The organism is Dyella sp., assembly GCF_035685885.1.
GTDB lineage: Bacteria > Pseudomonadota > Gammaproteobacteria > Xanthomonadales > Rhodanobacteraceae > Dyella.
Window position 1 is genome coordinate 1 of record NZ_DASRZX010000069.1, and the last position, 19,925, is coordinate 19,925.

The 19,925-nt window shown below is 66.7% G+C and carries 15 protein-coding genes; 7 read left to right on the forward strand and 8 right to left on the reverse strand.

The genetic code is table 11. The annotated features are described in order from the left end of the window. Positions 1–804: MraY family glycosyltransferase (locus VFG49_RS08655; RefSeq protein ID WP_324859477.1), on the reverse strand; the 804-nt coding region annotated here is incomplete at its 3' end. Positions 805–808: 4 nt separating this feature from the next. Next, positions 809–2,389, reverse strand: a complete 1,581-nt coding sequence (gene xrtD / locus VFG49_RS08660; protein WP_324859478.1) for a VPLPA-CTERM-specific exosortase XrtD — start codon at positions 2,387–2,389, stop codon at positions 809–811. 70 nt (positions 2,390–2,459) lie between these two features. Here xrtD and VFG49_RS08665 point away from each other — a divergent pair, with 70 nt between their 5' ends. Next, complete coding sequence (locus VFG49_RS08665; RefSeq protein WP_324859480.1) at positions 2,460–3,683, forward strand: glycosyltransferase family 4 protein; 1,224 nt, start codon at positions 2,460–2,462, stop codon at positions 3,681–3,683. 7 nt (positions 3,684–3,690) lie between these two features. On the opposite strand, the gene VFG49_RS08670 is transcribed toward VFG49_RS08665, so the two are convergent. Next, the gene (locus VFG49_RS08670) at positions 3,691–5,262 is read right to left on the reverse strand and encodes a lipopolysaccharide biosynthesis protein (RefSeq protein ID WP_324859482.1); all 1,572 of its coding nucleotides are present in this window, start codon (positions 5,260–5,262) and stop codon (positions 3,691–3,693) included. A gap of 50 nt (positions 5,263–5,312) precedes the next feature. Here VFG49_RS08670 and VFG49_RS08675 point away from each other — a divergent pair, with 50 nt between their 5' ends. Continuing rightward, the gene (locus VFG49_RS08675) at positions 5,313–7,898 is read left to right on the forward strand and encodes a hypothetical protein (RefSeq protein WP_324859484.1); all 2,586 of its coding nucleotides are present in this window, start codon (positions 5,313–5,315) and stop codon (positions 7,896–7,898) included. 27 nt (positions 7,899–7,925) lie between these two features. Here the strand turns inward: VFG49_RS08675 and VFG49_RS08680 are convergent, their stop codons facing one another. Then, positions 7,926–9,416, reverse strand: coding sequence for a hypothetical protein (locus tag VFG49_RS08680; RefSeq protein WP_324859486.1), 1,491 nt, complete (start codon positions 9,414–9,416; stop codon positions 7,926–7,928). 162 nt (positions 9,417–9,578) lie between these two features. Here VFG49_RS08680 and VFG49_RS08685 point away from each other — a divergent pair, with 162 nt between their 5' ends. From VFG49_RS08685 to VFG49_RS08695, 3 genes are read left to right on the forward strand one after another with little or no spacing between them, the layout of a single operon-like run. Next, entirely contained in the window at positions 9,579–10,574 is a 996-nt protein-coding gene (locus tag VFG49_RS08685) for a CgeB family protein (RefSeq protein WP_324859488.1), read from the forward strand. A gap of 39 nt (positions 10,575–10,613) precedes the next feature. After that, a complete protein-coding gene (locus tag VFG49_RS08690; protein WP_324859490.1) occupies positions 10,614–11,783 on the forward strand; it encodes a glycosyltransferase in 1,170 nt (389 codons plus the stop codon). Between the two features lie 12 nt (positions 11,784–11,795). Further along, positions 11,796–12,548, forward strand: a complete 753-nt coding sequence (locus tag VFG49_RS08695) for a class I SAM-dependent methyltransferase (protein ID WP_324859493.1) — start codon at positions 11,796–11,798, stop codon at positions 12,546–12,548. Between the two features lie 39 nt (positions 12,549–12,587). Here VFG49_RS08695 and VFG49_RS08700 read toward each other — a convergent pair whose 3' ends face one another. Together VFG49_RS08700 and VFG49_RS08705 are read right to left on the reverse strand one after the other, a co-directional pair. Beyond that, on the reverse strand, positions 12,588–14,396 hold the full coding sequence (locus tag VFG49_RS08700; RefSeq protein ID WP_324859495.1) for a carbamoyltransferase family protein: 1,809 nt from the start codon (positions 14,394–14,396) through the stop codon (positions 12,588–12,590). Between the two features lie 122 nt (positions 14,397–14,518). Then, entirely contained in the window at positions 14,519–15,583 is a 1,065-nt protein-coding gene (locus tag VFG49_RS08705; RefSeq protein WP_324859497.1) for a glycosyltransferase family 2 protein, read from the reverse strand. Between the two features lie 217 nt (positions 15,584–15,800). Between VFG49_RS08705 and gmd the strand changes: the two genes are divergently transcribed. Both gmd and fcl read left to right on the forward strand, forming a co-directional pair. Beyond that, positions 15,801–16,889: a GDP-mannose 4,6-dehydratase gene (gene gmd, locus VFG49_RS08710; RefSeq protein WP_324859499.1), complete on the forward strand. Its 1,089-nt coding sequence runs from the start codon at positions 15,801–15,803 to the stop codon at positions 16,887–16,889. Beyond that, entirely contained in the window at positions 16,886–17,869 is a 984-nt protein-coding gene (gene fcl, locus VFG49_RS08715; protein ID WP_324859501.1) for a GDP-L-fucose synthase, read from the forward strand. The genes gmd and fcl overlap by 4 nt, the downstream gene beginning before the upstream one ends. Here the strand turns inward: fcl and VFG49_RS08720 are convergent. Together VFG49_RS08720 and VFG49_RS08725 are read right to left on the reverse strand one after the other, a co-directional pair. Then, positions 17,807–19,075, reverse strand: a complete 1,269-nt coding sequence (locus tag VFG49_RS08720; RefSeq protein ID WP_324859503.1) for a glycosyltransferase family 4 protein — start codon at positions 19,073–19,075, stop codon at positions 17,807–17,809. The two genes, fcl and VFG49_RS08720, sit on opposite strands and share 63 nt — an antisense overlap. 99 nt (positions 19,076–19,174) lie before the next feature. Beyond that, positions 19,175–19,912 (reverse strand): CpsD/CapB family tyrosine-protein kinase, encoded by a 738-nt coding sequence (locus tag VFG49_RS08725; protein ID WP_324859506.1) that lies wholly within the window; start codon positions 19,910–19,912, stop codon positions 19,175–19,177. Positions 19,913–19,925: the final 13 nt, after the last annotated feature.

The window sequence follows — 19,925 nt, forward strand, 5'->3', positions numbered from 1 at the left end:
GCGGTCGGCCTTGAACGGCGAACGGCCGGCCAGCAGGCGCTCGACCATGACTGCGCCAGTGTCGATGATCGGCATGCCCAGCAACAGCAACGGCAAGGCCGTGGCCAGCGGCGACTGCGGATCCTGCGTGAGCACGATGGCGAGCACCGCCACTGCGAATCCGAGCAGCTGGCTGCCCGCATCGCCCATGAACACGCGCGCCGGATGGGTGTTGTAGCGCAGGAAGCCGAACACGGCACCGGCAGCCGAGAGCGCAGCTGCAATCACGAAACCCTGCCCGACGGCCCATGACAGCACCGTCAGCGCGCACAGGCACAGCAGGATCATGCCGCCGGCCAGGCCATCGAGGCCGTCGGCGAGGTTCACCGCATTGGTCGCGCCGATCAGGAACAGCAGCGTCAGCGGCCACGCGATCCAGTCGGGCAGCATCTGCCGCTCCCACAGCGTCAGCGTCGCGATCTTCACGCCGCCGAGCAGCATCACCGCCAGCGCTGCCAGCACCTGGCCCAGGAATTTCGCCGCCGCGCCCAGCGCCACGCGATCGTCCCAGACGCCGAATGCGACCAGGATCAGGCCACCCACCGCCAGCGCCAGCAATCGATGCTCGAACTGCCCCACCAGCAGCAGACCCAGCGCCATCCCGGCAGCCATGGCGATGCCGCCGACTCGCGGGATCGGGGCCGCGTGCGCCTTGCGGCCGCCGGGAACATCGACGATGCCCAGGCGATCGCCGGCGCGCATCAGCGGTGGAATCAGCACCATCGTGACGCCCATGGCCGCGACGAACGCCAGGATGGCTTCCATGCATTCAGTCCGGGACGTAGCGGTTCAGGTCGGGCGTCGCAAGCTTCAGGAAGGCCTGCAGCTCGCGATCGGCGCTGGCCGGATCCTGGCTCCTGGTCAGCGGTACGATCAATCGCACCAAAGCGCCGTCGCTGCGGTTGCGCGTCAACGCGTCCCAGAACAAGTACCACTTCACGAGGTACTCGTTGGTGAGCACGCGACCACGCTGCTGGAACCAGTAGTAGACCAGATCGCGCTGGTCGCCATAGCTGATGAGCGCGCGATTGACCACCAGCGGCGTCGCACCCACCTTGAGCCCGGTCAGCGGCTCCTCACGCATGCTGTCGATGCGCCAGCCGGCACCCGGCAGGCAGGAACTGGGCGAATGCGTGGACTGTCCGGCGCGCTGCGAGTCGTACCAGGCGACATAGAAACTCACCGGGGTAGCGCCATCGGGGGGGCTGTAGTCGGCGAGCAGGTAGTCCGACAGCTTGAGCGCGTCGAGGTAGACGCTCTCGAGCGCCTGGCGACGGCCGCTCCAGCCTTCCAGCCGCGAGGGATATTCCACGAAGCTGCGGCGCGCGGGGATCGCCTCCGCGCGCTGCGGAAGCGCCAGCGTCGCCACCGTCACGGCGACGACGGCACCGGCCGCGACCATGAACGGAGCGGTTGGCTTCCACGCGGCGCGCGGCAGCTTGCGCGGCGTCGGCGCCGGAAACGTCACGCCAAAGATGCTCCGCCAGGGGCGGCCGTCGCCGCCGATCTTGCTGAGCAATACCACCTCCAGCAGCATCACGGCGGCACTGGCCATGAACATCACCCAGCCTTCGAAATCGTGCAGGAAACCCTCGGCGGCGGCCTGCCCCCAGTGCTCGACGGTCACTCCGATCCCGGCGATGCGCAGGCTGTTCATCACGATGGTGAGCGGAATGCTCGAGAGCAGGACCAGCACGCGCTTCCAGAAGGCCGCCTTGTAGAACCAGGCCATGATGAAGCCGAGCGTCATGAGCGGGAACAGGTAGCGCAGGCCGCTGCACGCTTCCGCCACCTCGAGTTTGTACGCGCCCAGGTCGATCACGTTGCCCTGCAGGTACACGCTTACGCCGCAGGCGCGGATCAGCGCCACGCCGATGCGCGATGACAGCAGCTGCAGGCTGGACGACAGGTTGTTGTAGAGGAATTGCGGCAGCGGCACCATCAGCAGCAGGATCAGGAACGGGACCATCAGCCGCGCGGCGATGCGTCTGCCCACCAGCGCGATCGTCACGCCGCAGAAGCTGATCACGAACGCGTACTGCACCAGCGTCAGGATCGACGCCATGCGGCCGAGGATCAGCGTCACCGCCCCCAGCAGCGTCACCGCCACGCCCCACCAGCTGCCCGTGAAGGGCTGGCGCTCCAGCCAGTCGCGCTGCTGCCAGACCAGGAACGCGGCCAGCGGCGGCAGCAGGATGCCGAAGCTGTACTCGGGACGATCCATCCACCAGCGCCACATCTGGTTCAGGCCGTCCAGGTGCGGCCATGGCAGCACCGCGAGCACCACGGCCCACAGCAGCAACAGCCCAAGGGCCGGTCGCCACACCTGCTCCTGCGAATTGTCCGCCATCGATCCTCCGCCATCGCGCTGTAACAGCGGCCCGCTAGTGTGCGCAGACTGTCTGACCAGCTGATGACACTTGAACCAGAACCTGCTTCCGACGATCGGCGTGGTGGTGCCGGCCCTGGCGGCCGGCGGCGGCGTTCCGGCCGTGGCCAGCTTCCTGTGCCGCAGTATCGAGAGTTCCGGCCGATTCCAGCTGCGGGTGTTTTCGCTCGCGACCTCCAGTCGCGACCGTGACAGCGTGTTGATGCGCTCGCCGCGCACCTGGCTGCGCGCGCCCGGCAGCTCGAGCGGTACATGGGAAGGTCGCAAGTTCACGCACTTCGGCGCTTCGCTGGCGGAACTGGAGTTCATGCGCTACCAGCCCCGGCCGGCGCTCACCGCGGCGCTGAGGCAGTGCGACCTGATCCAGGTCGTGGCGGGACAGCCGGCGCATGCCCTGGTAGCGCAGCACTCGGGACGGCCCGTCGCACTGCAGGTCGCCACGCTTGCGAAGGCGGAGCGCGGCGGCGCCCAGCGCGCCGGCAATCCCGCGCTGCGGCTGTGGCGCCGGGGCATGACCCGCCTCGCCACGCGCTTCGATGCCGAGGGCCTGCGCAGCGTCAACGCGGTGCTGGTGGAAAACCGCTGGATGCGCGAGCACGTGGAACGCGCGGTGCACAACCACCGGACCAGCGTTTCCATGGCGTATCCCGGCGTCGACTGCACGTTCTATACGCCCCTGCCCGATCGCAACGGGCCGGTGCGGGACGAACCCTACATCCTGTATGTCGGCCGCCTGCAGGATCCGCGCAAGAACCTCGGGCTGCTGGTGCGCGCCTACGTACGGCTGTGCGCGCTGACCCGCAAGCCACCGCGACTGGTGCTCGCCGGCCACGGGCAATTGCCCGCGGCGGTCCGCGCCGATCTGGCCTTCCTGTCCGATCCGGGATTGGTGTCGGTCGTCAGCGCGCCCGACGCCGAGGCGTTGCGCGCGCTGTATCGGCACGCGGCCTGCTTCGCACTCAGCTCACACGAAGAAGGCTTCGGTATGGTACTGGTCGAGGCCATGGCCTGCGGCGTGCCGGTGATCGCCACTCGCTGCGGCGGGCCGGAGGAGATCATCACCGATGGCATCGATGGCCGACTGGTCGGCTGCGGTGCGCGCGAAGCCATGGCACTGGCCATGCTCGAGGTGTGCGCGGACTTCGAGCGCAACCTGCGCATGGGCGAGGCCGCCAGGGCCACCGTGCTGCGGCGCTTTTCGTCCCAGTCGGCCTTCGAGCCGTTCCTCGACGTCTACCAGCGCCTGCTGGGCTGAGCCAGGCTCAGCCGGCGTGGCTGCGCGCCAGCGACTGCCAGGTCGTGTGCACTTCTTCCTTCACGATGGCGCGGATGCGTACGCCCGCCGTGAGTATGAGCGTGAGCGCCAGCAGGCAGCTGGCGGCGCCTTCGAAGATCAGCGCGCCCCAGCCGGTCGCCTTGACATGCAACGCGATGACCAGCAGCAGGCTTGCAACCGCGGCCACGGCGATGAGCAGCAGATCCATCAACGTGACGCGCAGGTCGGTCAGCGTGAGCTGGACCTGGCGCGCCAGGTCCTTCCAGAACAGCGCGCCCCACAACAACGTGGACAGGATGGCGATGGCGGGCGCCACCCACAGTCCCCAACGCAGGAAGATCCCGAGCAGCACGACGTGGATGATCGAGGACAGCACGTAGGTGCGCGCAATCACGTTGAACCTTGCCAGCGCGTACAGCGCGTCGTAAGCCACCAGCGACACGGCGGCCAGCCAGACCGCGACGCCCGTCAGCACCGAGACTGACTGTCCCGCGAAAGCCTGGCGTCCTACCCACAGGCTGAGGAAGGACTCGTTGACCGCGATCATGGCGACCAATCCAACTCCGGCGAGCAGCGCCACGGCGGGCACCATGCGCAGGATGAGCACGCGGAAGCGGGCCACGTTGCCGGCGCCGAGCAGGTGCGACAGTGAAGGCGCAATCGCACCAGTGAGCTGCGACAGGAAGGTCAGGATGGTTTCGTAGGCGCGCACCGTCAATCCATACATGCCGGCGCTGGCCGATCCCAGGAAGATGCCGATCAGCAGCGTATTCGACTGCGTCTGCAGCTTCATGGCGGCCGCCGACACGAAGGTGCGCGCGGAATCGGCCAGCAGTTCCTTGAGTTCCGTCCACCGCACGTCGAGCCTCAGGCCAAGCTGGCGGCGGCACACGCGCAGCAGGTGGTACGTCAGCACGCCGGCCACCAGCGCCGAGCGGACTGCGAGACCGATCGCCAGCGCGAACAGTCCATGGCCGGAAAAGATCAGCAGCACGGTAACGCCGATGCTCGCCACATCCGCCACGAGTACCGTGGCCCCGGCGACGATGGCCTGCTGGAAGCTGCGCACCAGCGCCTGCGACATCGCAGCGATGATGCCCAACCCACCGGAGATCACAGCCAGCATCAGGCATTGCTTGACGCGCAGGGCCTCGGCGGTTGTCAGGCCCTGCAGCGCGGGCAGGAAGCAGACGCCGACCAGACTGGCCGCGGAGAGCGCGAACGCAAAGACGAAAGTGGCCGCAAGCCCGGATCCGATCAGGGGCCCAAGGCGCTCGGCCTGCCGGGCGCCATGCAGTGTCGCGGCCCGCTGTGCCAGCACGCCTGCCAGTCCGAAGTCGGTAAGCACCAGTTGCAGCAGCGTTGCGCCCGTGGCCAGCCAGGCGCCGTACTCACTCAGGGAGATGAAGCGCAGGTAGACCGGCACCAGCACGATGTTGCGGGCGACCACCACTGCCAGCGTGCAATAGCCGAAGATGGCGCTCCAGACGGATGCGTGCCGCCGGCCGGCCGGGACGCTGAACGAGGAGTCTTCCTGCATATCAAGCCGTGGGATCACGCATCGTCATTTTCATGAGGTTGTCATTTTTGCCCCGGAACATGACAACCGTGAGGCACCGCTTCCGACGCCGCGCCGCCAGCTGGCGGCTGCTGATCCTTGCCGTTTCCGCCGCGCCGGCGTTCGCTGTTCCTCCTGCCCTCTACCGCACGCCGGGTTACCAGAGTCCGGTGCGAATCGGCGCCGGCCAGATCCTGCTGCTGGCCGGCTCCGGCCTGCGTCGCGACGACCAGGTGATCTACCGCGCCCTGCGGACCGGCGACGCCGGCTTCGAACCGCCGGCGTCGGTGCCTGCCACCTCCACGGCGTTGCTGGGGGTTGCTGCCGTCGTGAGCGTCGATCACGTCCCCACCGCGCTCATGGTGCGGATGCCGACGACCTTACTCGAAAGACGGCCGTATCGGCTGTGGGTGCGCACGGCTGCGGGCGAGTGGAGCGCACCGCTCACCGTCAACGACGCGCGCCCGCTGTGGTTCAGTCCGGCGGCCGTGTACGCCACCCGGTCCATCGGATCCTTGCCGCGTCTTCTCAAGATCATCGGGCGCAACCTCGATCCTGCGCCCGGACAGGAACTGCAGGTGCGGCTGCGCGGCCCGGACACGCATCTGCTGACTGCGCCGCGCGCCGCTGCGGCGTCGCTGGCGCCCTACGCAACAAGCGTGCCCCTGCCAGCGCGCCTGGCGCCAGGTAGCTACAGCGTCGAACTGCGCCGGGGCGAGGAGGACTGGGTGATGATTCCCGGACAACGGCTCGAAGTCAGGTCCGACCCGGTTGCGGTCCGCGAGTTCGATCCGGCCGCCTCGCAGTTCGGGGGCTGCAAGCCGGATGACGGGCTGGACGACACGCCCTGCCTGCAACGCGCACTGGCTGCTGCCTCCTCGGCCGGCGGGACGGTGGTGCTCGACGCGGGCGTGTGGAACCTGGATCCGCCCTCCGACGCCGGTCCGGACGGCCTGCTCGTGCCCACCGGCGTCAACCTGAAAGCGCGGGCCGGCGCTGTGGCCGTCATCCTGCGCTCGACCCGCTGGAGCACGACGACCCGCGGCGCCACGTTCACGCTGCAGGGGCGCAACGTGGTTTCCGGAATCACCTTCAGCGATGCACGACGCCATGCGGCGGGCGACGTCGCGCAGCCGATGCTGCAGATCGGTGTGCTGCGCCAGGAGGACGGCGGGCGCAACGCCGACCTTGTTGCGCCCGTACCGGACGTGGTCATCGCCAGCAACCGTTTTGATCATGTGCACACCGCCATCGACGCCGGCGGCCTGCCGGTCACGAATCTCGTCATCGCGGACAATGTCTTCGGCGCCTTCGCCACGGCGCTGGAGCTCACCGGCAACCGGTACAACGTCAACCGGCGGTTCCAGATCGAGGATGCGGTGATCACGCGCAACACGTTCCAGCCGGGCAGCTACCTCGATCTGGCGATCGGCCAGGGGGCGATGGCCAGCGAACTCGGCGCGGGCCGGCGCGTGGACTTCAGCGACAACGTCGCTGACGGCAGCGCCACCGGCGCCCTGGACGAACCGGGCGACGCCCGCGGCTGGCGCGCCGCCTATTTCTGGAACCTGAACGACAACCAGGACGAGGTGCTCGTGGCCGGCAATGTCGCGACCTGCACTGGCGACAAGGACGGCGATGGCGAGGCCATCGCCTTCGACAACAACGGCAACGCGTTTGCGCTGGATGCCCTGCGCAGGGTGCGAGCGGCCGATGCGGACAGCCTCACCGTCGACGGACCGCTCGCAGGCCGGCAGTTCGGGCGTGTGGTGGATCCGGCCACCTACTATCTCGGCGACTGGATCCACGTCATGCAGGGTCGCGGCCTCGGCCAGGCACGTCGCATCACCGGCTACGACGCCAATGCCGCCACGGGCCGCATCACGCTGCGCATTGAACCGCGCTGGGATGTCGTGCCGTCGGCGGGCGACTCCGGCATCAGCATCGGGCGGCAATTCTGGCAGCTGCAGGTGGTGGGCAATCGCATCGACAACCGCCGGCCGCTGTGCTCGCAGGGCAATCGCACCGCGCCGAAGGGCGGGCTCATCGGCGTGATCGCCCAGAGCACCGACACTGTTGTCGCCGGCAACGAGCAGCACGACTCGGACGGAGTCCTGCTGCAGTCGATGTACAGCGCCGCGGAAGCTGGCTGTCCCGACTGCGCACGCGGCGTGTTCTTCAACTCGTCCGTCGAAATCCGCGACAACCTGATCGACGGCGCATATCGCCTCGCAGACGGCTGCAGCTCCTCGGGAATCTTCCTCTCGCTGGCCGCCTCCCCGCGCTCGCCGGCGGTGACGGCCAGCTTTGGTCTTGCCATCTTGCACAACACGATCGCCAACGCCACGGCTCGCGACGGCGGGGCCATCACCGTGCAACCCACCTGGTACCTGGGACCCGCTCCGCATCGCTGGCCGCTGGTCGACGCCCTGCTGATCCAGGACAACGCCATCACGGGACTCGATGCGTCTGCCGCGCGCGCCTGTGATGGAAAGTCCGTGCGTCCGCGACCCGCAATCGCGCTGCCTGCCGACCCTGTGGTGTGGCATGTGGCGTTTGCCGGCAACCGCTGTCCTGATGCGCGAGTGGCTGCAAGCGGGTTTGGCGTCAAGGCTGGCGTCGCCTGCAGGAGGTGATGCCGTGCGCGGCGGGCGTGGCGCGCGTCAGTGCATCAGGTTCTCGAACCGCCAGCCGCCCTGCGCGGCCTGCGGCACGGTTTGCGGTGCCACGTCGGATTGCGCGCCTGCGCCAGGACGCGCGATCAGCCAGTGCGCCAGGCCGATGGCCAGCAACGAGCGCAGCCAGACCGTGTACGGCGCGGCGAATGTGCTCTCCGAGCCGATGATGAGCTGCTGGATGGTCACCATGATGATCAGCACGCGCGTGAGGTTGATGCCTGCGGACAGGTCAGTGCGTACGCCGACGTAGCCGAGCAGCAGGCCGATCAGGCCCATGCCGATCACGACACCGGGCCAACCGAAATTCCAGTACAGCTCGCCCACATGCGACGGTGAGGTGTAGAGGTCCGGGCTTTCGGAGCCCAGGAACTGGGCCGTGACCAGCCGACCCACCTGCAGGTCCGGCTTGTCGGACCAGAGGATGCGCGGAATGAAGACTGTCAGCAGCGACTCCAGGGTGTTGCCGTTCTGGAAAGCGACGCCATGCCCGGTGCGGCTCACGATCATGTCCACGCTGCCCTTGAGCGAGAGGCGCTCATAGATGGCCTGGCGCTTTTCGTCCTCGTTCTTCGCCTCGGTCTTGTTGGTCTCCAGCGCGCGGCTCACGACCTGGCCGATCTGCTGCGCGGCGTCCACGTGCGTCAGTCCGTATTCGCTGCGCACGGCGCGGTTCGCCGTCAGCACCGGATACACACCGCCTATGAACACCACCGCGCCCACGATCCACAGCCGGGGCAACCTGCCCTCCAGCAGCAGCCGCGTCACCGCGACCAGCACGACGCCCAGCAGCGCATCCGACTTGCTGTCCGACACGAATCCGATTGCCAGCTGTGCCAGCACCGCCACGATCAACACCGGGACCAGCAGCGGCCGCCGTTGCCGGCAATATGCATAGGCAAGCATGGCGATGCTCAGCGGCTGCAGGTAGGCGGCGATCATGAAACCGAGGATCTGCAGCGAATTCAGCGTTGCGAAACCCTGCCGGGTCGCCGCCGCGGTGGGAGCGACCATGATGTCGACCTTGTACACCCAGCTCAGCCAAGTCCCCGCCAGCCACAGGGCCAGGCCGCCGTACAGCAGCAACTCCGGAGGCCAGTCGGCAATGGGCTTGCTGCTTTGGCGTCGGGGAGTACTGCTGACCAGCAGGAAACACAGCTGCACCATGACCGCGCCAACCAGGATCACGCCTTCCGCCTCGCTGAGCACCGGCGCCTGCCGGACATAGACAGCGCCTCCCGAGAACAGCTGCAGGTAGTCCAGCAGCGCGAACTGCACGAAATAGTTGGCGGAGAACAGCGCCAGCAGCGCATGGCGATCGTTGAGTTTGCGCATGAACAGCAAGGGCAGCGTGCAGATCAGCGTCAACGCCACCAGGTACAGCGGATGCGGGCCCGCCGCCGACCTCATGAATGTCCCAACCGCGACCAGCAACGCGGCGCTGGCATTCACGACTGCGAACAGGAGGGGTCGATTCATCGGGCTGACATTCGTATACGCGGGCGGCGGAGTGTTGGTAGTCTAGCTCTTCGCCCATGATGCATGGCGCGTGAAATGAAACTGTCACAAAACTCGTCAAATCGCGGACTGAGGGTCCTGGTCGCCGGCGTCTACTACTTCCCTGACTCCATGGAATGGCACGTGGTCGATGCCCTGCGCACGCTCGGCGCCACGGTGAACATGTTCGCGGCCGATACCAGCTTTTCGGAAACGCCCAGCGTGATCGACGGCGTGCGCCGTCGCATCAGGAACCTGCTGGCACGCGAACCGGAGCGGCACATCGAACGCCGCCTGCTGCGGACCATGCAGGACTTCGAACCGGAACTGGTGCTCGTGATCCTCGGCAACCAGATTTCACCGCGGACCATGGCGCTGATGCGCAAGGCCACCCGTGCGCCCATCGTTTGCTGGTGCCAGGATCAGCTGACCACGATGGGCAGGCAGTACATCCTCGGCTCCGGATACGACATGGTGTTCGTGAAGGACCGGTACATGCAGGAACTGTTCAGCCGCATGATACGCTCCACGAGCTTCCGCTACCTGCCGGAGGCCTGCAACCCGCGCGTGCATCGGCCCTTGCCGCTGAGCGACGCCGATCGCGACGCGTATGGCTGCGAGCTCATGATCGCCGGCAACCTCTATTATTACCGACAGGAAATCCTGCAGCAGCTGTCGGAGTTCGACCTGAAGGTGTTTGGCATACTGCCCGACTGGCTCATCGAGCGCATCGGTGCACGCTACCAGCGGCGCGCCATCTTCGGCGACGACAAGGCCCGCGCGGCGTGCGCGGCCCGCATCGCACTCAACACGCTGCACTTCGCGGAGGTCAACAGCCTGAACTGCCGAGCCTTCGAACTCGCGGGTTGTGGCGCGTTCCAGATGATCTCCGACACGCCCGTTGTCGCCGAGCACTTCGGCGTCGACGAGGAAATCGTGACGTTCCGGACCGTCGAGGAGCTGATCGAGAAGGCGCGCCACTACCTCCGTCACCCCGAAGCGACCGCCCGCATCGCCCGCGCGGGCCAGCAGCGCGCCCATCGCGACCACACCTACGAACACCGGTTGCTGGAACTGGTCGCGGCGGTGTTGCCGGATCGGGTGTTGCCCGGCCAGGTCCCGCCTGACCCGGCCCCGTGACCTGAAACTGTCACCATCGTGTGGGACAGTGCGGGAACTTTGCGCCTGCTCCACGTCATACCCAGTTACTTTCCAGCGGTTCGCTACGGGGGACTGACCTCCGCCTCGCACGGCCTCGCCTCCGCGCTCGCGCGCCGCGGCAACGAGGTGCATGTCTACACCACTACGGTGGACGGCAGCACCGATCTGCAGGTGCCGCATGGCGTGCCCGTGCAGCAGGATGGCGTCGCGGTCAGCTACTTTCCGAGTCCCATGCTGCGACGGCTGTACTGGTCGCCGAACCTGGCGCTCGAGATGAGGCGCACGATCACGACGTTCGACGCCGTACATGTCCACTCGACGTACCTGTGGCCGACCTGGGCCGCGGCCAGGATCGCCGAGCGGTTCGTCGTCCCCTATATCGTCTCCCCGCACGGCATGCTGGTCCGCAGGCTCATCCAGGGCAAGAACCGTTGGGTCAAGACCGCCTGGATCAACCTGGTGGAACGACGTTCGTTGCGACGCGCCTGGGCGGTGCACGTCACTTCGGATGCCGAGGCTGGGGAAGTCGCGGCGATGGGATTCAAGCCGCAGCGCGTCTGCAAGGTTTGGCATGGCGTTGACTGGAGCAGTGAGTTTCCCGCCCTGGCGGCCGGACCCTTCGCGGGATTGCCACGGCCCTATGCGCTGTTTCTCGGCCGCATCAACTGGGAGAAGGGCCTGGATCGGCTCATCGCGGCGTGGAATCACGTTCCCGACCTGCACCTGGTCATCGCGGGCAATGACGAGGGCGGATACCTGCCCAGGCTGCAGGAGCTGGTCAGGGCGGGCAACGGCTCTGATCGCATCCACTTCGTGGGCCCAGCCAGCAATGAACACAAATGGGCCTTGCTGAGCGCAGCCGAGATGTTCCTGTTGCCCTCCTACAGCGAGAACTTTGGCTGCGTCGTGGCCGAAGCCATGGCCATGGCCCGCCCGGTGGTCGTCACTCCGGAAGTTGGCATCTCCGAGGTGGTGAGGGATGCGGGCGCGGGGCTGGTCGCAGGGGGCTCACCGGAATTGCTCGCCGCAGCGGTCCGCTCCCTGCATGCAGATCCCACGTTGCGCCAGGACATGGGAGATCGCGGGCGGCGCGCAGCCCTGGAGCGGCTGTCGTGGGATGCCGTCGCGGCGGACATGGAAGCCCTCTACGCGGCGGCGGCCGAGCGATACAGCGCCACTCGCCACTGACCGCAACCATCCATGCCCAGCACCAAGGCCTATCGGCAGCGGATCTACGGCAGCTATGTCTCGGCGCAGGACGATCCGCCGCCCGCCACCGCGGCGGACTTCTCGGCCAGCGCGCGCTACTTGCGCCGGATTGTCGCGCGCCACCTTCCTGCGGACCGCGAGGCCACTGTCCTCGACCTTGGCTGCGGCCACGGCACGCTGCTCCATTTCCTGAAGCAGGCGGGCTATCGCAACATCGGCGGCGTGGACGGCTCCATGGAACAGGTGGCGCTGGCGGCGCGGCTGGGCGTCGACAACGTGGTGCACGGCGATCTGTTCGGCACGCTGGCCGAACAGCCCGATGCCAGCCTGGACGTGGTGGTCGCTTTCGATGTGCTGGAGCACCTGGAACGGGACGAAGCGCTCGCGCTGGTCGACGCAGTGCGCCGCACGCTGAAGCCCGGCGGCCGCTTCCTCATCCATACGCCCAACGCCGAGTCACCCTTCTTCGGTCGCATCCGCTACGGCGATCTCACACACGAAATGGCCTACACACGCACTTCACTCGCGCAGCTGTTCGGCGCGTCGGGATTCGGACCAGTGGCGTGCTTCGAGGATGTGCCAGCGCCGGGTTCGCTCAAAGGCACGCTCAGGTTCTGCTTGTGGAAGCTGCTGCGGCTCGCGCTGCGGCTCTGCCTGGCCGTGGAAACGGGCGACACGGGCGCCAGGGCGATCTTCAGCCAGAACCTGCTGTGCGTGGCCTACAAACCCGAAGCCCGCGCCTGAAGGAAATCCCGCTGCCGCGGCCGGGCCAGACCGGTGGATTCACGCCACCGCGGGTTCGCCCACTTCCCGCGCGCCGGCGGATTCGATGGCCTCCAGCACGGCGCCGTGTTCGGGCTTGACGACCACGAAATTGCCAAGGCAGATGGCGTCCAGCCCGGTGCGCAGGAAGCATTGCAGTGCCTGCTCCGGCGAATCGACCACGGGCTCGTTCTCATTGAAGCTGGTGTTGAGCACGATCGGAATGCCCGACAGGCGTCCGAACGCCTCGATCAAGTCGAAGTACAGCGGATTGGTCGCGCGCTCGATGCTCTGCAGCCTTCCGGTACCATCGTGGTGGGTGATCGCGGGCAGCTTGTCGCGCCACTGCGGCCTGATCTTCACCACGTGCATCATGAACGGGCTGAAGACATCCTGTTCGAAATAGGTGGCCACCGCGTGACGCACGATGCTGGGCGCAAATGGCCGGAACATCTCGCGGCGCTTGATCTTGGCGTTGATGAGATCCTTCATCTGCGGCTGCGTCGGGTCGGCCAGGATGGAGCGGTTGCCGAGTGCGCGCGGACCCCACTCGGAACGGCCCTGGTACCAGCCCGTCACGAGGCCGGCCCGGATCAGCCGCGCCGCCACTTCCGGCAGCCGCGCATCGGGGATCCTTCGCATCGGCATCGCGGCGCCTTCGGCCGCGCGCCGGATGGCTTCGGCCGAGTGCTCCGGTCCCCAGTACGCGTGGTGCATGTGGAAGCGCTCGCGGCCGCCGGCCACGTTGTGCCAGGTCCACATCGCTGCACCCAGGCTCACGCCATCATCGGCCGACGCCGCCTGCAGGTACTGGTTCTCGAACGGCGTGTCGCGCAGCACGCGCGCGTTGGCCACGCCATTCAACGCGCAGCCGCCGGCTGACACGACCTGCGTGGTTGGCACGCGCCGGTGCAGCTCCCGGAAGCAATGCATCGCAGCCTCCTCGAAGCGATTCTGCGTCGAACGCGCGATATCCTTTTCCCTCTGCGTCACTTCCGCGCCGCGAATGCGCGGCGCGCCGAGCACCTGCTCCCATGCATGGGTGAACAGGCGCGGCACCTTGATACGGTTGCGTTCATCCAGCTCGCCGCTTTCGCTGCCACCGGGCATCACGAAGAATTTTTCTCCGAGTCGGAACCGCTCGCCTTGCAGCTCGACCGCCCGCTGCATGAACTCCGAATACTGGTCCTCGCCATAAGGCGCCAGACCCATGACCTTGTATTCCTCGCCAAACTCGTCGAAGCCGATGAACTGGCATGCGGCTGTGTAGAAGAACCCCAGGCTATCCGGCAGGTGCACGCGGTCCAGCACCTCGATCTTCGTGCCTTCGCAGCGCGCACTCATCGCGCTCACGAAATCGCCGCTGCCGTCGAAGGAAAAGCCGGCCGTGAGGGATTCGAACGGCGAGCAGTAGTAGGCGCTGGCGATGTGCGCCAGATGGTGCTCCACCATGATCAACCTGGCCGTCACGCGCTCCGGCGCGCAGTCACAGGCCGAGGCAACCTGCTCCAGAGTCGACAGTTCGCGGTTCGCGCGTCTCAGATGCTGCTGGACTGCCTCGAAGCTCGACACCGGATGGGCCAGCACGTGCCTGGCCTTGGCAAGCCGGTTCGCCGCTGGATCGTGCGGGATGGCGACGTAATCCAGGTCACCCACCCCGATGCTGGCGTGCGCCAGCACCGCGCGGATGGCCTCGGCGGGAAATGCGGGATCATGCTTGAGCCGCCGCCCCAGGCGCTCTTCCGCCACTGCAGCCACCAGCTTGCCATCGATGACCAGCGCCGCGGAGGAGTCGGCATGGTGGAAGTTCAATCCGAGAATCGCGGTCATTGAATTGCCCGATACGCCATGGATTTGACAAGCGCAGGCAGGCATTGCGGACTCCCGCGCTGGGACACCGGCAGCCTAATGGGTCTTTGTTACAACTGATCGACGCGGATGAGCCCCGCCGGTCAATGTGCCGGCTGGCGCTTCGCCAGCCGATACAGTGCGGGACGCGCGCTGTCGAACAGCCTGATCGGCGTCAGCAACGCGGCGACGGCGACGCAGGCGAACAGAGCGCCGAGCGAGACCCGCGTATACAGGCCGGGCTTCAGGGGTTTCAGGCTGCGGCTCGGACGCACGCCCAGCATCATCCCGACCGTGAACTTCCACGACTTCACGCGGCGGTACTCCACGAACCAGTAGCCGTAGATGAACAAGTAGAGCTGGCGGAATACCTTGCGGATCCAGCGATCGCGCGTACCAGGCGCCATGTACGGCGCCACCGAGTTGCAGACCAGTTGCCCCAGCAGCGCGACGGGCATCCTGCGCTCCGCGATGACGTCCTTCTCTTTCGCGGCATTGGTGACGTAGCTTTCAACCCTTTCGCCGGCAATCCGGATGTCCTTGCGGATCATCACGTCGTCGATGGCCAACAGGTCGCGGCCGGAGGCGACAATGCTGCTGGCGAGATGGATCTGGTACATCTCGGTGCCATCGTAGGCGTCGGTCGCGAGCGCGCGCGCCTGGTCGCCGTCGAACAGGACGCCGCTGACAAAGGCGAAGTTGCGGTAGTTGGCCACTGCCACGCCGACGCCATGGCCACGGTTGGCGGTGGCGGGCGTAGTGCGATTGACGCGGCCGGTGGCAAAATCCTCATGGTTGCAGAATGCAGCGCCGACGTTCGGATGCTGCGCCAGCAGATCCCGGCAGCGCTCGAGCACGCGCACGTCCTTGAGTGCGTCATCGTTGCCCAGCAGGAATATGTATTGGCCGCGCGACAGACCGATGGCGCTGCGCAGATTGACGTCATAGCGGCCGTTCTTGCACATCACTGCGACGGCATAGTCGACTCCGGCCCGCTCCAGCTGCTCGACTATCCGCTCCTGGCCCCCGCTGGGCGAGCGGTCATCCGACACGCAGATCTCGAAATCGCGCAGCGTCTGCGCGGTGACGCTGTCGAGTGCGGCCAGCAGGAAAGGCAGGCGTTCCCACTGCGGAATGCAGATCGAGAAGAGCGGGCGCGCCACTGGCATTCAGATCCCCGGTTCAGGCCAACCCGGAATCGTAGGCCGCGCATGTTTCATGCGCGTGAAATGCGGGCCGCTTCCATGCGCCACCGCGCCGGTCAGTGTGCGCGCAACGCATTGATTCATGGCGTTGCTTGTCATTCGACCAGCGACCTGAATACCGGCAGGATACCGTCACGGGCGATACACGAAATGTAATCTGCCGACGCTACATTTGCGGGCCATGGCAAAGAAGGCACTCATCACCGGCATCACCGGCCAGGACGGCTCGTACCTCGCTGAATTCCTGCTCGACAAAGGCTACGAAGTGCACGGCGTCAAGCGCCGCTCTTCGTCCTTCAACACCGACCGCATCGACCACCTCTACCAGGACCCGCACGAGCGCGCGGTGCAGCTGCACCTGCACTACGGCGACCTGACCGACGCCACCAACCTGATCCGCATCGTGCAGCAGGTGCAGCCGGACGAGATCTACAACCTGGCCGCCCAGAGCCACGTCGCCGTGTCGTTCGAGACCCCGGAGTACACCGCCAATTCCGATGCCATGGGCACGCTGCGCATCCTTGAGGCCATCCGCATCCTGGGCCTCGATAGGAAGACGCGCTTCTACCAGGCCTCGACCTCCGAGATGTTCGGCAAGGTGCAGGAGACACCGCAGCGCGAGACCACGCCGTTCTATCCCCGCTCGCCGTACGGCGCCGCCAAGGTCTATGCCCACTGGATCACGGTGAACTACCGCGAGGCCTACGGCCTGTTTGCCTGCAGCGGCATCCTGTTCAACCACGAGTCGCCCAATCGCGGCGAAACCTTCGTCACGCGCAAGATCACCCGCGGATTGGCGCGCCTGAAGCTTGGCCTTGACGACTGCCTGTATCTCGGCAACCTCGATTCGAGGCGCGACTGGGGCCATGCGAAGGACTTCGTGCGCGCGCAGTGGCTCATGCTGCAGCAGGATCAGCCGCAGGACTTCGTGATCGCCACGGGCGAGCAGCACTCGGTGCGCGACTTCGTGGAACGCGTCGGGCAGCGGCTGGGCATGCGGATCGCATGGCACGGCGCGGGCGCCGATGAGCGCGGCATCGATGCCAACACGGGCCGCACCGTCGTGCGCGTCGACCGGCGCTACTTCCGGCCCACCGAAGTGGACAGCCTGCTGGGCGACGCCAGCCGTGCGCGCAGCATCCTGGGCTGGAAGCCGGAGATCAGCTTCGATACGCTGATCAGCGAGATGACCGCCAAAGACCTCGAACTGGCCCACCGCGATGCGCTCATGCTGAGCGAGGGTTATCGCGCCTACAACCACCGGGAATGACCATGCTGGACGCTGGCGCACGCATATACGTGGCCGGACATCGGGGCCTGGTGGGTTCTGCGCTGCTGCGGCGCCTGCAACGCGCGGGTTATTCGCAGCTCATCCTGGCGGAGCGGCGCGAGCTTGACCTCACCGACCAGGCAGCCGTGCGGGCGTTCTTTGCCGCGCGCCGGCCGGAGTTCGTGCTGCTGGCCGCAGCCAAGGTGGGCGGCATCCACGCCAACAGCCACGAGCCCGCGGATTTCCTGCGCGACAACCTCGCCATCCAGACCAACGTGATCGATGCCGCATACCGTTCAGGCGTCGAAAAGCTGCTGTTCCTGGGCTCCAGCTGCATCTACCCGCGGCTCGCGCCGCAGCCCATGTCAGAAGACGCGCTGCTGACCGGACCGCTCGAGCCCACCAACCAGTGGTACGCCATCGCCAAGATCGCCGGCATCCTCATGTGCCAGGCCTACCGCCGCCAGCATGGCTTCAATGCCATCGCGGCCATGCCCACCAACCTTTACGGTCCCGGCGACAACTTCGACCTCGAGTCATCGCACGTACTGCCGGCGCTGCTCCGCCGCTTCCATGAAGCGCGCCTGACCGGTGCGCCGCGCGTCGCGATCTGGGGCAGCGGCGCGCCACGCCGTGAATTCCTGCACGTAGATGACCTGGCCGATGCCTGCCTGTTCCTGCTGGAGCACTACAGCCAGGAGCAGCCGATCAACGTAGGCTGGGGGAAGGACCTCAGCATCGCGGAACTCAGCGCGATGATCGCCAGCGCTACCGGATTCGAGGGCCAGCTAGACTTCGATGTCAGCAAGCCGGACGGCGCGCCGCGCAAGCTGCTGGATACCTCGCGCCTGACGGCGCTCGGCTGGCGTCCTTCGATCCGCCTGCAGGAAGGAATCGCCTCGACCTACGAATGGTTCCTAGCCCAGCAGGGCGGGATCCGCGGCCTGGGCGCCGACGCCGGTACCGCGCAACACGCCTGACCATTCGCGCACTGCGCGCTGCAGCGTGTAGTGGTTGTTGAACAGCGCGCGGCTGCGCTCACCGAGTGTCTCCCGGTGTTCTGGGTCGAAGCTCAACGAGCGGATGTGTCCCGCCAACGCCTTGCTGTCGCCACAGGCCACGCTGTAGCCCACATCGTGGCGACGGATCACCCGGCTCAGCTCGCCATCCGTGTCCCCGATGAAGATGCTGGGGCGGCCCGCGGCCAGCACGCCGTAGAACTTGGACGGCACGATCAGGCCTTCCAGTTCCGGCTTCAGGCTGACCAGGTGCACGTCCGCGCTGCCCAGGCTGTCGCTGAGCTGCTCGCGCGGCTGGTAGGGCAGGAAGCGGAAATTGTCCAGGCCGCGATTGGCGACCTCGGCCTCGAGCGCTTGCATGCCGGCGCCGCCGCCGGTCATGAGGAACACGATCGAGCTGTCATCCTTGAGGTCGGTGGCAGCCTCGAGCAAAGTGGAGAATTCGTGCGCGCGGCCCAGGTTGCCGGAATAGCCGACCACGAAGCGCGATCCCAGTCCGTGCTGGCTGCGCAGCCGGCTGGCCAGCGAGGCAATCGGGCGCAGTTCGTGGCCATCGGCCCAGTTCTCGATCACACAGATGCGCTCGGCAGCGACGCCCAGCTGCAGCACATGATCGCGCATACGCGTTCCCAGCACCACGTTGCAATGCGCGCGGCGCAACGAGAGATTGCGCAGCTTGCGCAGGCCGCCATCCAGCCACCGCGGCAAGGGATTGGCCTGCAGCTCGGTGGCCACCTCCGGAAAAACGTCCTGCAACCAGTTGACCAGTTCGGCGCCCCGCAGCCACGCCACCAGCCCGGCCACCAGCGAGATCAGCGGCGGATCGGTTTCGGCCACGACCACATCGCCGCGCCTCAGCACCAGCAGCAGTGCCCATAGCGACGTAAGGTAGAAACTGAGGAAATCCAGCGCACGGCCCAGCAGGTTCTGGCGCCCGAAGCGGGTCGAAGCGACGCGCCGGATCGTCACGCCGCGGCAGGATTCGGTGGCGGGGAGCTCGGCCGCGGCGTCGTCATAGCGCTGCCGCGAGCAGATCGCGCTGACCGCGAAGCCTTCACGGGCCAACGCGAACGCCAGGTCCGAGGTCATCTGGCTGGTCGCGGAAATGTCCGGATGGAAGAAGCGATTGATGAAGACGATCCGCGCCGCGCTGCTGGCCTGGTCCACGCTCAACTCCCGGAAACCCTTTGAACCAAAGGCTAAGCCGGCGTGGTGACGCTGCCATGACGGATCGGTAATCAAACGTCCGACCCGTGTCTGACGCTTTCAGTAATAGGTGTCCACGGATTCGCGCGAGCAGTTGAGAACGGTGCCCACGATCGGCAGATCGCGCAGCAACTCCAGCGTGCGCCGCAGGTCATCGCGATTGGTGCGGCCCTCCCCGACCACCACCAGCCCCGCCTGTACATAGCGCGCGAAAGCCAGTGCATCGTCCGCCTGCAGCACGGGCGGCAGGTCGAAAATGATGATGCGATCCTGGTAGCGCTCGCGCAGTTCCGACACCAGCCTGTGGGTGTGTCTTGCCGCCAGCATTTCCGACGAGTCCTCGCAGCGTTCCCGCGCGGGCAGCACCACCAGCCGTTCGTAGCCCGCCACACGCAGCATCGCCTCGCGCAACGGCACCTGCTGGCGCAGGCAATCGTCGACTCCCACCGTGGGCGTGATGCCGAAGCGGGCGTGGACGCTGGGTTTGCGCAGGTCGAGGTCCACCAGCAGCGCGGTACGCTCGGCCTCCGCGGCCATCGCAATCGCGAGATTCACGGCGGTGAGTGTCTTGCCGGTGCCTGGCGCCGTGCCGATGATCGCGAGCGTATTGGCGTTGAGCTTCTCCAGGCGCCTGAGCACCTGGGTACGCAGCATCTTGTAAGGGCCACCGTTCGCGCCAGCAGCCAAGGGAGGCAATACGCGTTCGCGCTCCAGTACCAGCGGATCCGGTGTGTGGATCTGGCAACGCAGGGTGGTGGTCGCATCGGACGCGAGATCGGGGAATGGCAAGGCGTTCATTGACCGTCGTTCC